Genomic DNA, 12,959 nt, shown 5'->3' on the forward strand with positions numbered 1-12,959 from the left:
ACACGAACGCAGGATCAGCGTGAAGACCGGCATCGACGCCGTTCGGACGAGGAGCCCCAGACGTGACCGAAGAGCGCCCGTCGCCCAGCGGCGTAGAGCGGGTCATCCCTCAGGCTACGGTCACCCGTCTGGCGACGTACCTGCGGGTCCTCTCGATCCTCGCGGACGAGGGCGTTCTCATCGTCTCGAGTGAAGAACTCGCCACAGCGGCAGGCGTCGGATCGGCGAAACTACGCAAGGATCTCTCCTTTCTCGGCCCCAACGGCGTTCGCGGAGTCGGCTACGACGTAGCCCGCCTGCGCGCCAAGATCGAGAGCGCACTCGGGCTCGATCGCGGCCATCGCGTCGTGCTGGCCGGAGTCGGCAACCTGGGGCAGGCGCTGGCCGGATACGGCGGCTTCGCGCGCCGCGGCTTCACGATGGTCGGCCTCTTCGACCGCGACCCGGCGCGCGTGGGCACCGCGGTCGACGGCCTGACCGTTCGGCACGTAGACGAACTCGACAAGGCCTGCCGTGAACTCGAAGCGACCATCGGCGTCATCGCCACCCCTGACGACGCCGTGCACGCCGTTGCCGAAAAGCTCGTCGCGGGCGGCGTCGAATGCATCCTGAGCTTCTCGCCGATGGTGCTCGACGTCCCCGAGCACGTCGAGGTTCGGCGCGTGGATCTGGCCGTGGAGATGCAGGTGCTCTCCTTCAACAGCTCCCGCAACGTCTCCGAACCGGCCCGGATCGCCGAGCCTGCCATCGTCACCGTGCCTCGGCCCCAACCGGTCTCGCCGCCTCCGCTCACGTCCACTGCGCGTCTCGGTCGCAGTCACGGCCCACGTATCGCCGGTAACCCAAGCCCAGTCAACAGTTCGACAAGAAACGGATCGGTGATTGCACCGTGAGTGTCCTTCTCGTCGGGATATCGCACCGTAGCGCTCCCGTCGCAGTCCTCGAGCGTGTCGCCATCACGGACACCGATCGCCCGAAACTGACCGACAAGCTCATGGCCAGCGGAAGTATTTCCGAGGTCATGGTGGTGTCCACCTGCAATCGCGTCGAAATCTACGCCGTCGTCGACGCCTTCCACGGTGCATTGACCGCTGTGGGCGAAGTTCTCGGTGAGCACTCCGGGCTCGAGATCGCAGACCTGACCAAGCATGCGTACGTCCGCTACAGCGAAGCCGCCGTCGAGCACCTGTTCGCAGTGGCCAGCGGCCTGGATTCGATGGTCATCGGTGAACAGCAGATCCTCGGCCAGATCCGATCGGCCTACGCCGCCTCGGACGGGCAGCAGGCGTCGGGCCGAGTGATGCACGAGCTCGCTCAGCAGGCGCTGCGCGTCGGCAAGCGGGTACACAGCGAAACCGGCATCGACGCTGCCGGTGCCTCGGTGGTCTCGGTGGCCCTCGACCGCGCCGCCGACCGGTTCGACGGTTCCCTCGCAGGCCGCAAGGCCGTCGTCCTCGGAGCCGGAGCGATGGGCGGCCTCGCCGTCGCGCATCTCGGCCGGGCAGGAATCGGTGCGCTGACCGTGGTCAACCGCACCCGCGAGCGGGCCGACCATCTTGCCGAGAACGCCGTGTCCAACGGCATCGCGGCAACCTCGGTCGCCCTCGAAAGCCTGGCCGACGCCGTGGCCGAGGCCGACATCCTCGTCACCTGTACCGGAGCGGTGGGGGCCGTGGTCTCCATCGCCGACGCTCACCTCGCGCTCGCCCGCCGCGGCTCGGATCGACCGTTGGTGATCTGCGACCTCGGTCTGCCGCGCGACGTCGACGCCGCGGTGTCGGGTCTGCCGGGCATCACCGTCTTCGACATGGAGTCCCTGCAGCGCGATCCCGCTGCCGGTGCCGCGGCGAACGACGCGTCGGCCGCCCGCGAGATCGTCTCCAGTGAACTCTCGGGTTACCTTGCCGGACAACGACTTGCCGAGGTCACCCCCACCGTCACGGCACTGCGCCAGCGCGCCGCCGAGGTGGTCGAGGGAGAGCTGCTGCGCCTCGAATCGCGGCTGCCCGGGCTCGATTCGCCGCAGCGCGACGAGGTGGCCCGTACCGTGCGCCGCGTCGTGGACAAGTTGCTGCATTCGCCGACGGTGCGCGTCAAGCAGCTCGCCAGCACACCGGGCGGAGATTCGTACGCCGCTGCGCTACGCGAGCTGTTCGAGCTGAGCCCCGGCTCGGTCGACGCCGTTGCCACGCCGATGGAGATCGGCTCGCTGGAACTGGTGGACGATTTCACCGCCAGCCGCACCGATCTGCGCTCGGACTCCTATCCCGATGGCACCTCCGGTCAGGAGCGTGCCGAATGACCGGCATCGTCAAGATCGGTACTCGCGGAAGCCTTCTCGCGACCACCCAGGCCGATACCGTTCGGGTGGCCCTGGCCGCTGCAGGCGTCGAAGCGGAACTGGTGATCGTCAAGACGGCCGGCGACCTGTCTGCTGCTCCCGTGCAGACGATCGGCGTCGGCGTCTTCACCGCGGCGCTGCGCGAGGCGCTGGCCGACGGCACCGTCGACATCGCGGTGCACTCGTACAAGGATCTGCCGACGGCAGCCGACGAGCGGTTCACCATCGCCGCCATCCCGGCACGTGAGGATCCGCGTGACGCCCTGGTCGCCCGCGACGGACTGGTACTGGGCGAACTCCCCGCCGACGCGAAGGTCGGTACGTCCGCTCCCCGCCGGATTGCTCAATTGCGGGCTCTCGGACAGGGATTGGATGTTCAGCCGCTGCGTGGCAACCTCGACACCCGGATCGGGAAGGTGGCCTCGGGCGAACTCGACGCCGTCATCGTCGCCCGCGCCGGACTGTCCCGCATCGGCCGACTCGATGTCGTCACCGAAGCGCTCGACCCGGTTCAGTTGCTCCCGGCACCCGCACAGGGCGCGCTGGCAGTCGAGTGTCGTGTCGAAGACACCGATCTGGTGACCGCGATCGCCACCCTCGACGACGCACACTCGCGCGCCGCAGTGGCAGCCGAACGCGGACTGCTCGCCGAACTCGAAGCCGGCTGCACCGCTCCGGTCGGCGCGATCGCCGAGGTCGTCGAATCCATCGACGAGGACGGCCGCATCTTCGACGAACTGTCCTTGCGGGGCTGCGTCGCCGCCATCGACGGCAGCGACACCATCCGCGCGTCGATCGTCGGTTCCCCCGACCGAGCCGAGGAGCTGGGCCGGGAATTGGCCCGCGAACTGCTCGATCTCGGTGCGCGCGAACTCGTTTCAGTCACCGAACCAGCGCAGGCCGGTTCTCGGGTACAGGGTGGATCTCATGTCTAGGGCCATAACGGCACCCGTCCGCGGACGCGCCAAACGCACGGCGACCCGTCCCGTCGTACGACGTGAGTCGATCGCCACCGCTCGACTGATTCCGAAACGGGGCACCGCAACCCCGATAGAACTGCAGTACCCACACAAGACAGCACTGGAGAACAACCGATGAGCCCAGTCCGCAAGAACACCAACGGACGGATCCTGTTCGTGGGATCCGGGCCGGGTGACCCGGCTCTGCTCACGGTCCGGGCACGGGAAGTGCTCGGAGCGGCCGAGCTCGCATTCACCGATCCCGACGTCGACAAGGGCGTCACAGCCCTCGTCGGTGCCGATGTCCCGAGGGACGCGGAGACGGGCGAGAACGGTGTGGAGGTTCGTCCGGCCCTCGGCGAACCGGCCGAGGTCGCCAAAACTCTTCTCGCCGAAGCCAAGAACGGCCACGACGTGGTTCGCCTGGTTTCCGGTGATCCGCTCACGACCGACTCGGTGATCGCCGAGGTGAGTGCCGTCGCTCGCACTCACGTGCCGTTCGAGGTGCTTCCCGGCCTGCCCGCAGGATCGGCCGTCCCCAGCTACGCCGGCATGGCACTGGGTTCGGGTCACACCGAGGCCGACGTCCGCGGCGAGGTCGACTGGGCGGCACTCGCTGCTGCTCCCGGCCCGCTGGTGCTGCACGCCACGTCGGGGCATCTGGCCGAAACCGCCAGTGCCCTCGTCGAACACGGCCTGGCACCGCAGACGCCCGCGGCCATCACCGTTCGGGGCACCACCCGTCAGCAGCGCACGGTCGAGGCCACCCTCGCCACCCTCAACGACGCCGGATCCGAGCTCGTCGGTTCCCTCGTCGTCACCGTGGGCAAGGTCGTCTCGGGCCGAAACAAGATGTCCTGGTGGGAATCTCGCGCACTGTACGGCTGGACCGTGCTGGTGCCGCGTACCAAGGACCAGGCCGGCGAGATGAGCGATCGACTCGTCACCCACGGAGCCATCCCCATCGAGGTACCGACCATCGCCGTCGAACCCCCGCGCAGCCCGGCCCAGATGGAACGCTCCGTCAAGGGCTTGGTCGACGGCCGCTACCAGTGGGTCGTCTTCACCTCCACCAACGCCGTGCGCGCGGTGTGGGAGAAGTTCGAGGAGTTCGGTCTGGACGCCCGCGCATTCTCCGGCGTCAAGATCGCCTGTGTCGGTGAGGCAACCGCGGCCAAGGTGCGTTCGTTCGGCATCAACCCCGAGCTCGTGCCGTCGGGTGAGCAGAGCTCGCTCGGACTGCTCGAGGACTTCCCGCCGTACGACGAGGTGTTCGACCCGGTCAACCGAGTCCTACTCCCTCGCGCCGACATCGCTACCGAAACTCTCGCCGAGGGTCTGCGTGAGCGAGGCTGGGAAATCGACGACGTCACCGCGTACCGCACCGTCCGGGCAGCACCGCCCCCCGCCGAGACTCGCGAGATGATCAAGACCGGCGGATTCGACGCGGTGTGCTTCACGTCGAGCTCCACCGTCCGGAACCTGGTCGGCATCGCCGGAAAGCCGCACGCGCGCACGCTCGTTGCGTGTATCGGCCCGAAGACCGCCGAGACGGCCGTCGAGTTCGGTCTGCGGGTGGACGTGCAGCCCGAGTCGGCTCAGGTCGGACCGCTGGTCGAAGCTCTGGCCGAGCACGCGGCTCGCCTGCGCGCCGAGGGTGCACTGCCCCCGCCGCGAAAGAAGTCACGTAGGCGTTGACGCGCCTCGTGCGCGTTGTGCGTAGCTCCGACTACGCGCAACGCGCACGAGCCGAACGAAGTGAGGCAGGTTCCACCGTGTTCCCCACCGACCGTCCCCGACGCCTCCGCCGTACCCCGGCGCTGCGCCGGCTCGTGGCCGAAACTTCCTTGGAGCCACGGCATCTGGTGTTGCCGATGTTCGTGGCCGACGGCATTTCCGAGCCGCGGGCGATCAGCTCGATGCCTGGAGTGTTCCAGCACACGTTGGATTCGCTGAGCGCGGCTGCCGAGGAGGCCGTCACGGCAGGTGTCGGCGGGGTCATGTTGTTCGGGGTGCCCAAGGCCGAGGACAAGGACGAGATCGGCTCGGGCGGAACCGATCCCGACGGGATCCTCAACCGCGGGCTGGCGCGCCTGAAAGCCGATCTGGGGGATTCGACGGTCATCATGGCCGATACCTGCCTGGACGAGTTCACCTCGCACGGACACTGCGGGGTGCTGGGCGAGAACGGCTCGATCGACAACGACGCGACCCTGCTGCGCTACGTCGACATGGCCGTCGCGCAGGCGGATGCCGGTGCGCACCTGCTCGGACCGAGCGGGATGATGGACGGCCAGGTCGGTGCGATCCGCGCCGGACTCGACGCGGCGGGCCACGTCGAGGTGGGGCAGTTGGCGTACTCGGCCAAGTACGCCTCGGCGTTCTACGGACCGTTCCGCGAAGCGGTGGGTTCGTCGCTGCAGGGTGACCGCCGGACGTACCAGCAGGACGCGGCGAACCGTCGCGAGGCCACCCACGAGGTCGAGCTCGATCTCGCCGAGGGTGCCGACATGGTGATGGTCAAGCCGGCGATGTCCTATCTCGATATTCTTCGCGACGTCGCCGAGATGTCACCGGTTCCGGTTGCGGCGTACCAGATTTCCGGGGAATACTCCATGATCACCGCCGCTGCGCAGAACGGGTGGATCGATCGCGACGCCGCGGTGCTGGAATCGCTCGTCGGTATTCGGCGCGCCGGTGCCGATGTAGTACTGACCTATTGGGCTACCGAAGTGGCGGGCTGGCTGTGAACGATTTCCCTCCGGGACACAACCCCGACAAGCCCAACAATCCTCCGTCGCAACCGGATTGGCAGCGCTGGGAGCTCGAGCACGGGTTCCCGCAATCGGGCCCTGAGCTCGAACCCACCGCGCGTCCGGCGCCGGTCGACGTGGAAACGGCGCGCCACCTGTGGTGGGGAGTGGCGCTGATCGGGGCGGTCTCGGCTCTGTTCTCGGTGTGGACGCTGTTCGGAGCGCGCACGGAATTTGCGCAGTCGTTGCTCGACGAGCTCGCGGCGCAGGACGCGGCCGCGGACATGACCGTCGAATCCGCGCAGTCGATGGTGACGGTGATGCTCGTCGTCACGGTGTTCGTCGTGATCGGCTTCGGGGCATTGTTCCTGTTCTGGGTCAAGCGGATGCGCGCAGGCAAAATGTGGGCACGCATGCTGCTCACCATCATCGGATCGTTCACCGTGTTCACCACGATTCTCGACCTGTTCGCCATCGCGTCGAGCGCAGGCGCAGCGAACATCGTGATGAATGTGCTCGGTATCGGCCAGGGTGTGCTGGCAGCCGGGGCGATCTACCTGATGCACCGTCGTGAATCCAACGAATACTTCGTGGAGTCTCGAAAGCGATAGTTTCGGGCGTGTTCTCGGTCGCGGTATCGACTGTGTGACTAGCATCACTCTCGATATCGTCTCGAGTGATCGGATCCGACATGGCAGAGAACACCCCTGCAGCACCAGGCCTCACGCAGCCGGCAGTCGAATCGACGGTCGACCGCGAAGCCTGTCCCGCCGAGAGCGGCCGTCCCGGTTGGGCGCTGCTCGGACTGTTGCTGGCAGTCTCGGCCGCAATCGCGATCATGGCACTGGGGATCTCTGCCGGCTGAACCCAGGGTCCGCCCACGATGGCAGGATGTCTGGCGTGAGCGCAGACATCGACGCACCGTTCGTTCGACCCAGGGTGGTCTCGGCCGCCTACTGGCTGTGGTTGGCCTCGGCAGTGCTGTTGATCGTCGTCTGCATGATCGCCCTGACACTTCCCGTCGACCAGATTCGCGCGTCGTTCACGACCGGCGGAGCGTCGGACCAACAGATCGATTCCTTCCTCACCGTCTTTCGCGGACTCGGCGTGATCTTCGGGGTCGTCGGCCTGGCGATAGGGCTGATGTCCGGCCCCGTCCGCGGCGGAGATCGCAGGTTTCGACGTGCCCTGGTGGCGCTGTCGGGAGCCGTCGCGTTGCTGTTGACCTTCGCTGCGCTGGTGTTCCCGTTCGTGTTGCTGGTGATCACCGTTGCTCTGGTCGTCGCGGCCGTTCTCGTCTATCGGCCCTCCGCGCGGGAATGGTTCCACCGTGAGCAGTGAGACCCCCGTCGAGGAGACCGTCCTGTTCCACGAGCCCGGTGGACGGTGGCGCATGCTGGCGTGGGGGCCCGTGTTCTGCCTCGTGGTGCTCGTGGTCGAGCTGTTGTCCGGTCCCGTCGTCCACTACTTCGCCCTCCTGCTGTTCTCGGCGATACTCGTCGGTCTCACCTATGTGCAGCTGCGCGCTGCTCGGATGCACGTCAGCGTCGAACTCACCACCCGGCAACTGCGTCAGGGCACCGAGACCGTCGACGTCGCCGACATCGACGACATATTTCCGCCGGCCGAGTACGCCGACGACGAGTACGAGCCCAAGAGGTGGGAGACCGCGCGCGTGCTCGGCGAACTCGCGGGTGTGCCACGCAAACGCCACGGCATCGGGCTACGTCTGGTGGGCGGCGGACTGGTGCAGGCGTGGGCGAAGGACGACGACGGGTTGCGCGCGGCCCTCGAGACGGCGAAGCGGGAGTACCTGTGAGGAAGTCCGTGGGGTGGGCGGAGCTGGTGTCGGCGCTGATCGCGGTGATCGGCGCCGTGGTCTGCTGGAACGCAGGTGTTCGCCTCACAGCATTTCCTGAGGTTCCCGATGTGTCCCCGGCGTATACCGGAACGTTCTACTCGGGGTCCTGGATCGCGCTTGCCGCTCTTGCCGTCATCGTTGCTGGCCTGCTGATCGTCGACGGCGTACGCCGACTCCTCACCGAGGGGGCACCCCCTACCGGGTAGGGGTACCATCGGTCCCATGAGCAGCTACACCGCCGAGCAGGACGATCTGCTGAAGCGCTTGCGTCGCATCGAGGGCCAGGTGGCCGGGATATCGAGGATGGTCGCCGACGATCGCTATTGCATCGACGTTCTCACCCAGGTCTCCGCGGCGACCAAAGCGTTGCAGTCGGTCTCGCTCAAACTGCTCGACGCCCACCTCGCGGGATGCGTGGTCGAGGCCGCGAGGCAGGGCGGACCCGAGGCGGACGCGAAAGTGAAAGAGGCGTCCGAGGCCATCGCGCGCCTGGTTCGTTCCTGACGAAAGATGAGGTGATCGACGTGCAGACGACGTTTTCGGTCGAGGGTATGACGTGCGCACATTGTGCCGCGTCGGTGCGAGAAGAAGTAGCGGAGATCTCGGGAGTCACCGGCGTCGACGTCGATGTCGAAGCGGGATCGGTTGTGGTGAGCAGTGATTCGGAACTCGACCGCTCAGCGGTGGATGCCGCGATCGTCGAGGCCGGGTACCGAATCGCGTCGTGAGTCGGCGAATCACACCCTGAATGTGTTTAAGATCATGTGATACCGGTCATATCGGGCTGGTCGCGGATCGTCGTCAGGAGTGTGGATGAACAAGCTGGTGTCCAGTTCCGGAGTACTCGCCGCCAGCGTCTTCCTGACGCTCGCATGCTCGACGGGCGCAACGGCGCAGGCCGATCCGCTTCCCGATCTGACGGTCACCGAGGTGCTCACCGGACTCGCGAAACCGTGGGATGCGGTGGTCGCGCCGGATGGGACGGTGCTGACCGGTGAGCGTGCCGGACGGTTCGTGATCCGCGACGTCGGCGGTGCCACGCGCGAGCTGGCCGCGGACCTCGACGATCTGTACGCGTCGGGCGAGACCGGCCTCATGGGCATCGCCCTCGCGACGAATTTCGGTACCTCCAGAACCATCTACACGTGCCAGGGCGTACAGGGCGGCGGAGGCGGGACCGGTAGCGCCGGAACCGGCAGCGCGGGCGGCGGCAGCGACAACCACATCGCCGTGCTCTCGTGGACCGTCGACCCGGGGTGGACGGCGCTCACACGCACCGGCACCCTCGTCGACGACATTCCCGTCGCCGACGGCGGTCGTCACGGCGGCTGCCGAATTCTGGCTCATCCCGACGGCACCCTGTACGTCGGCACCGGAGACACTGCAACGCCGACGGTTCCGCAGGATCGAAACTCGTTGGGCGGCAAGGTTCTGCACATCAACGCCGACGGTTCGGCAGCCGCGGGTTCGCCGGATCGCATCTTCACCCTGGGGCACAGGAACGTGCAGGGGCTGGCGATTCGTCCCGGCACCGGCCAACTCTACGAGGTGGAGCAGGGCACGACCCGGGACGACGAGTTGAACCTCCTGGTGGCAGGCGGCAACTACGGGTACCGCCCCGATCGACTCCCGTTCATCTACGACGAGTCGGTACCGATGACCGATCCGACCCGCGTGCCCGGTGCGCGCGCCGCAGTGTGGAGCTCGGGCAGCCCCACCATCGCGACGCCCGGTCTGACGTTCGCGAGCGGCGCGGGATGGGGTTCGTGGAACGGGTCGGCCGTGGTGTCGAGTCAGCAGGGCGAGAAGCTCGTGTTCCTCAAGCTGTCCGAGGACGGCACGGAGTACGTCGACGAAGCCGACGCCCTGGAGGGTAAATACGGTCGACTGCGCTCGCTCACCAGCTTCGGCGATGACGGGGCCTTCCTGCTGACCACCGACAACGGAACCGACGACAAGGTTCTGCTCGTCACCCCCGCCGCCGACTGATGTGTGGCCCCGAGGTCGTCGAGACGGTACATCGCAGAATCGGCCGTAGGGCGCTGTTCGGGTCGTTGGGGGCCGCCGCGCTGACTGTTGCGGCGGCCGGAGCGGTGCGTGCCGAGCCTGTGGTCGCCTCGGCGATCCCGGCAGGTCGCTTGGTGGATCTGACCCACACCCTGAGTCCCACGTTTCCGGTGTGGCCGGGCAACGAACCGTTCTCGATGCGCCCCGTCGCCGGTTACGAGTTCGGCGGCTTCCTGGTCAACAAGCTTTCGTTCTGGGAGCACACGGGCACGCATATCGACGCGCCGGCGCATCGCGTTCGCGGCGGTGCGACAGCAGACATCCTGCCTTTGGAAGACCTGATCGCCCCGCTTGTCGTCGTGGACATCTCGGCCCGGGCTGGATCCGACCCGGAAGCCGTGGTCACGACCGAGGACATCGCGCAGTGGGAGCGCGAGCACGGCCGGATTCCGGACCGCGCATTGGTGGTGATGCACAGTGGCTGGCAGAACAGGCTGGCCGAGCGCGCAGCACCCGGGTTCGGCGGCGACGCGGCGCAGATGTTGGTGCACGAGCGCAACGTCGTTGGAATCGGGGTCGACACGCTCAGTCTCGACCGGATGAGCGACCGCGAATACCCGGCGCACACAGCAGTTCTCGGGGCCGGGCGCTACGGCGTCGAGGCACTGGCGGGTCTCGACGCGGTACCCCCGGCAGGGGCGACGGTCGTCGTCGGCGCACCGAAGCACGCGGGCGCGACCGGCGGTCCCTGCCGGGTCTTTGCGATAGTTCCCTAGCTCAGGTCCCGTTACCCGTCAGTGTGCGTGACTGGGGTTGTCGGCCGGCTCTTCCTCGGCTCCCGCCCCTGGCTCGCCGAGCATCGCAGCGCCGACCAACGCGTCGGGTATCCCGAATCCGTCGACCAGCAACTCCGCGTGCGGACGTAGCGTCCGGCACCGCTCGTTGATGGCGCGGGTGACAGCCTTGGACCGCTCGGTGGACAGGTAGCGGTGCTCGATGAACCAGGCCTTGTCCTTCTCGATCACCGACAGGGCGTACAGGTCGCAGACCTCCTCGAGCAGGTCTTTGGTATCGGCGTCCTCGCACGATTCGATGCCGGCGATGAACGCCTCGAAGATGATGCGATCGATGTGTGCGCTCGCAGCATGCAGAACGTGATCCTGCACCGCATTGAACGCCTCGAACGGGCTGGTCTCCTTGGACTTGGACTGCAGCCGGCGAGCGACGGTGGAGAGCAGGTACTCCTCGCGGTCCTCGAACATCTTGACCTGGGTGCCGCGGTTGAACAGCGAGCCCTCCTCCTCGTTGTCCTGACGGCGGTCGAGGATGGTCTGCATGATCGCCTGCGCCGCAGTGCGTTTGACGACGCGGTCACCGACCATGTCGGCGGCGAATTTGACCCATTCGACCGGGCTCATGGACTTGACGTCGTCGGCGTACGCGGTGAGCAGTTCCTTGGCCACCAACTGCGTGAGCACGTGATTGTCGCCCTCGAACGTGGTGAACACGTCGGTGTCGGCCTTGAGCGAGATCAATCGGTTCTCGGCGAGATAGCCTGCGCCGCCGCATGCTTCGCGGGCTTCCTGAATCGCGGCGGTGGCGTGCCAGGTGTTCGCTGCCTTGAGGCCAGCGGCTCTCGATTCGAGCTCGCGTTGCTCCTCGGCGTCGGGATTGTCCGCGGTCTGCAGCTCGTGCATCTTCGACACGAGTTCGTTCTGTGCGAACTGCAGGGCGTAGGACTTGGCAATCAGTGGGAACAGTCGACGCTGATGCACCAGGTAGTCCATGATCAGGACCTCCTGATCGGAATCGGGTGCGGCGAACTGCCTGCGCTGCAACGCATATCGCGTCGCGATGTCGAGGGCGACGCGGGCCGCTGCAGCGGCGCTGCCGCCGACCGTGACGCGGCCGCGGATCAACGTGCCGAGCATCGTGAAGAACCGTCGGGACTTGTTCTCGATGGGGGAGGAGTACGTACCGTCGTCGGAGACGTCGGCGTACTTGTTGAGCAGGTTGTCCCGCGGGATGCGGACGTGATCGAACATGATGCGGCCGTTGTCCACTCCGGGCAGACCGCCCTTGTACTGACAGTCCGAGGTGGTGACGCCGGGCAGGTCGTCGCCGTTCTCGTCGCGCAGCGGAACGAAGAAGCAGTGCACACCGTGGCTCTCGGGTTCCTCGCCCGGGCCTGCGGTGATGAGCTGAGCGAAGACCGCGGCGACAGTGGCGGTCTCGGCGGCACCACCGATGTAGTCCTTGCGCGAGGACGGTGTGGGGGAGTTGATGACGAACTCGTCCGTCTTCGGGTCGTAGGTGGCCGTGGTCTCGAGCGACTGCACGTCACTGCCGTGTCCGGTCTCGGTCATGGCGAAGCAGCCGAGCAGTTCGAGACTGATGATCTTGGGGACGTAGGCCTCGTGGTGGCGTTCGGTGCCGAGGTTCTCGATGGCACCACCGAACAGTCCCCACTGGACGCCGGCCTTGACCATCAGCGACAGGTCGCTCATTGCGAGCATCTCGATCATCGTCACCGCTGCGCCGACATCGCCGGTACCGCCGTGTTCCTTCTTGAAGCCGTTGTCTGCTGCACCGGCGGCGGCCAGAAGCTTGAGTTGCTCGAGTGCCTTGGTGCGGGCGATGACGGTGTTCGGCGTGTAGTGCGGACGGAACTCGTCGCGGGCCAATTGCCTGCGCGCCTCGTTCTTCACATCTCGCCAGCGGCCGTCCAGAGTGTTCCGAAGGTGATCCGTTGTGGTTGCCATACTCGACGGTAACCTTTCGCGGCCGCCTGTGAAGGCCGGAAGCTCAGACCGGCCAGACGAATTCTTTCCACACCGCCCGGAAGGTGCGCCAGAAGCCCGATTTCGCGTACGGACCGTCGTGGAACAGCGACGCACAATTGTCCTCCAGAGCCCTGGTGACCAGGGGACTGAAGTCGGTGAACTCGCCGATCAGGAACTCTTTGAATCCCGTCGGCCACGCCTGCTGGGCTGGTTCGTGTTCTGCCTCCACGACCGCGAGTGTAATGCAGCAGTAAC

The 12,959-nt window shown here is 66.7% G+C and carries 17 protein-coding genes; 15 read left to right on the forward strand and 2 right to left on the reverse strand.

The annotated features are described in order from the left end of the window. Positions 1 to 62: 62 nt before the first annotated feature. The 15 genes from CH275_RS25100 to CH275_RS25165 all read left to right on the forward strand — a co-directional run bounded on the left by CH275_RS25100 (position 63) and on the right by CH275_RS25165 (position 10,697). Positions 63 to 893 (forward strand): redox-sensing transcriptional repressor Rex, encoded by an 831-nt coding sequence (locus CH275_RS25100; protein ID WP_094680852.1) that lies wholly within the window; start codon positions 63 to 65, stop codon positions 891 to 893. After that, positions 890 to 2,302, forward strand: a complete 1,413-nt coding sequence (locus CH275_RS25105; protein WP_094680853.1) for a glutamyl-tRNA reductase — start codon at positions 890 to 892, stop codon at positions 2,300 to 2,302. Before CH275_RS25100 ends, CH275_RS25105 begins: the two co-directional genes overlap by 4 nt. Continuing rightward, on the forward strand, positions 2,299 to 3,276 hold the full coding sequence (hemC, locus tag CH275_RS25110; RefSeq protein ID WP_094680854.1) for a hydroxymethylbilane synthase: 978 nt from the start codon (positions 2,299 to 2,301) through the stop codon (positions 3,274 to 3,276). The genes CH275_RS25105 and hemC overlap by 4 nt, the downstream gene beginning before the upstream one ends. Continuing rightward, on the forward strand, positions 3,269 to 3,439 hold the full coding sequence (locus CH275_RS29655) for a hypothetical protein (protein ID WP_155289207.1): 171 nt from the start codon (positions 3,269 to 3,271) through the stop codon (positions 3,437 to 3,439). The genes hemC and CH275_RS29655 overlap by 8 nt, the downstream gene beginning before the upstream one ends. Next, the gene (locus CH275_RS25115; protein WP_032401867.1) at positions 3,436 to 4,998 is read left to right on the forward strand and encodes a uroporphyrinogen-III synthase; all 1,563 of its coding nucleotides are present in this window, start codon (positions 3,436 to 3,438) and stop codon (positions 4,996 to 4,998) included. The genes CH275_RS29655 and CH275_RS25115 overlap by 4 nt, the downstream gene beginning before the upstream one ends. Positions 4,999 to 5,075: 77 nt before the next feature. Beyond that, the gene (hemB, locus tag CH275_RS25120) at positions 5,076 to 6,050 is read left to right on the forward strand and encodes a porphobilinogen synthase (protein WP_094681128.1); all 975 of its coding nucleotides are present in this window, start codon (positions 5,076 to 5,078) and stop codon (positions 6,048 to 6,050) included. Next, positions 6,047 to 6,664, forward strand: coding sequence for a hypothetical protein (locus CH275_RS25125; RefSeq protein ID WP_094680855.1), 618 nt, complete (start codon positions 6,047 to 6,049; stop codon positions 6,662 to 6,664). The genes hemB and CH275_RS25125 overlap by 4 nt, the downstream gene beginning before the upstream one ends. Before the next feature lie 80 nt (positions 6,665 to 6,744). Then, positions 6,745 to 6,918 carry a hypothetical protein gene (locus CH275_RS29660; RefSeq protein ID WP_179276310.1) on the forward strand — a complete coding sequence of 58 codons (174 nt, stop codon included), beginning with the start codon at positions 6,745 to 6,747 and terminating at the stop codon, positions 6,916 to 6,918. Between the two features lie 35 nt (positions 6,919 to 6,953). Beyond that, the gene (locus CH275_RS25135) at positions 6,954 to 7,394 is read left to right on the forward strand and encodes a hypothetical protein (RefSeq protein WP_094680857.1); all 441 of its coding nucleotides are present in this window, start codon (positions 6,954 to 6,956) and stop codon (positions 7,392 to 7,394) included. A gap of 52 nt (positions 7,395 to 7,446) precedes the next feature. Further along, on the forward strand, positions 7,447 to 7,872 hold the full coding sequence (locus tag CH275_RS25140) for a hypothetical protein (RefSeq protein WP_094681129.1): 426 nt from the start codon (positions 7,447 to 7,449) through the stop codon (positions 7,870 to 7,872). Then, on the forward strand, positions 7,869 to 8,120 hold the full coding sequence (locus tag CH275_RS25145) for a hypothetical protein (RefSeq protein WP_256991206.1): 252 nt from the start codon (positions 7,869 to 7,871) through the stop codon (positions 8,118 to 8,120). The genes CH275_RS25140 and CH275_RS25145 overlap by 4 nt, the downstream gene beginning before the upstream one ends. A gap of 16 nt (positions 8,121 to 8,136) precedes the next feature. Then, the gene (locus CH275_RS25150; RefSeq protein ID WP_057475165.1) at positions 8,137 to 8,418 is read left to right on the forward strand and encodes a metal-sensitive transcriptional regulator; all 282 of its coding nucleotides are present in this window, start codon (positions 8,137 to 8,139) and stop codon (positions 8,416 to 8,418) included. Between the two features lie 20 nt (positions 8,419 to 8,438). Next, positions 8,439 to 8,642: a heavy-metal-associated domain-containing protein gene (locus CH275_RS30190; protein ID WP_094681130.1), complete on the forward strand. Its 204-nt coding sequence runs from the start codon at positions 8,439 to 8,441 to the stop codon at positions 8,640 to 8,642. A gap of 85 nt (positions 8,643 to 8,727) precedes the next feature. Next, positions 8,728 to 9,903, forward strand: coding sequence for a PQQ-dependent sugar dehydrogenase (locus CH275_RS25160; RefSeq protein ID WP_094680859.1), 1,176 nt, complete (start codon positions 8,728 to 8,730; stop codon positions 9,901 to 9,903). Further along, entirely contained in the window at positions 9,903 to 10,697 is a 795-nt protein-coding gene (locus CH275_RS25165) for a cyclase family protein (RefSeq protein WP_094680860.1), read from the forward strand. Before CH275_RS25160 ends, CH275_RS25165 begins: the two co-directional genes overlap by 1 nt. Positions 10,698 to 10,715: 18 nt before the next feature. Here CH275_RS25165 and CH275_RS25170 read toward each other — a convergent pair whose 3' ends face one another. Beyond that, entirely contained in the window at positions 10,716 to 12,683 is a 1,968-nt protein-coding gene (locus tag CH275_RS25170) for an acyl-CoA dehydrogenase family protein (protein ID WP_094680861.1), read from the reverse strand. Between the two features lie 43 nt (positions 12,684 to 12,726). Beyond that, positions 12,727 to 12,933 carry an inositol 2-dehydrogenase gene (locus CH275_RS25175; protein ID WP_094680862.1) on the reverse strand — a complete coding sequence of 69 codons (207 nt, stop codon included), beginning with the start codon at positions 12,931 to 12,933 and terminating at the stop codon, positions 12,727 to 12,729. Positions 12,934 to 12,959 lie beyond the last annotated feature (26 nt).

Source organism: Rhodococcus sp. 06-235-1A, assembly GCF_002258785.1.
Taxonomy (GTDB): domain Bacteria; phylum Actinomycetota; class Actinomycetes; order Mycobacteriales; family Mycobacteriaceae; genus Rhodococcoides.

Coding starts and splice junctions, on each gene's coding strand:
- CH275_RS25170 (WP_094680861.1), bottom strand. CDS start 12,683: ATGGCAACCACAACGGATCACCTTCGGAACACTCTGGACGGCCGCTGG.
- CH275_RS25160 (WP_094680859.1), top strand. CDS start 8,728: ATGAACAAGCTGGTGTCCAGTTCCGGAGTACTCGCCGCCAGCGTCTTC.
- CH275_RS25140 (WP_094681129.1), top strand. CDS start 7,447: ATGCTGGCGTGGGGGCCCGTGTTCTGCCTCGTGGTGCTCGTGGTCGAG.
- CH275_RS29660 (WP_179276310.1), top strand. CDS start 6,745: ATGGCAGAGAACACCCCTGCAGCACCAGGCCTCACGCAGCCGGCAGTC.
- CH275_RS25115 (WP_032401867.1), top strand. CDS start 3,436: ATGAGCCCAGTCCGCAAGAACACCAACGGACGGATCCTGTTCGTGGGA.
- CH275_RS29655 (WP_155289207.1), top strand. CDS start 3,269: ATGTCTAGGGCCATAACGGCACCCGTCCGCGGACGCGCCAAACGCACG.
- CH275_RS25165 (WP_094680860.1), top strand. CDS start 9,903: ATGTGTGGCCCCGAGGTCGTCGAGACGGTACATCGCAGAATCGGCCGT.
- hemC (WP_094680854.1), top strand. CDS start 2,299: ATGACCGGCATCGTCAAGATCGGTACTCGCGGAAGCCTTCTCGCGACC.
- CH275_RS25150 (WP_057475165.1), top strand. CDS start 8,137: ATGAGCAGCTACACCGCCGAGCAGGACGATCTGCTGAAGCGCTTGCGT.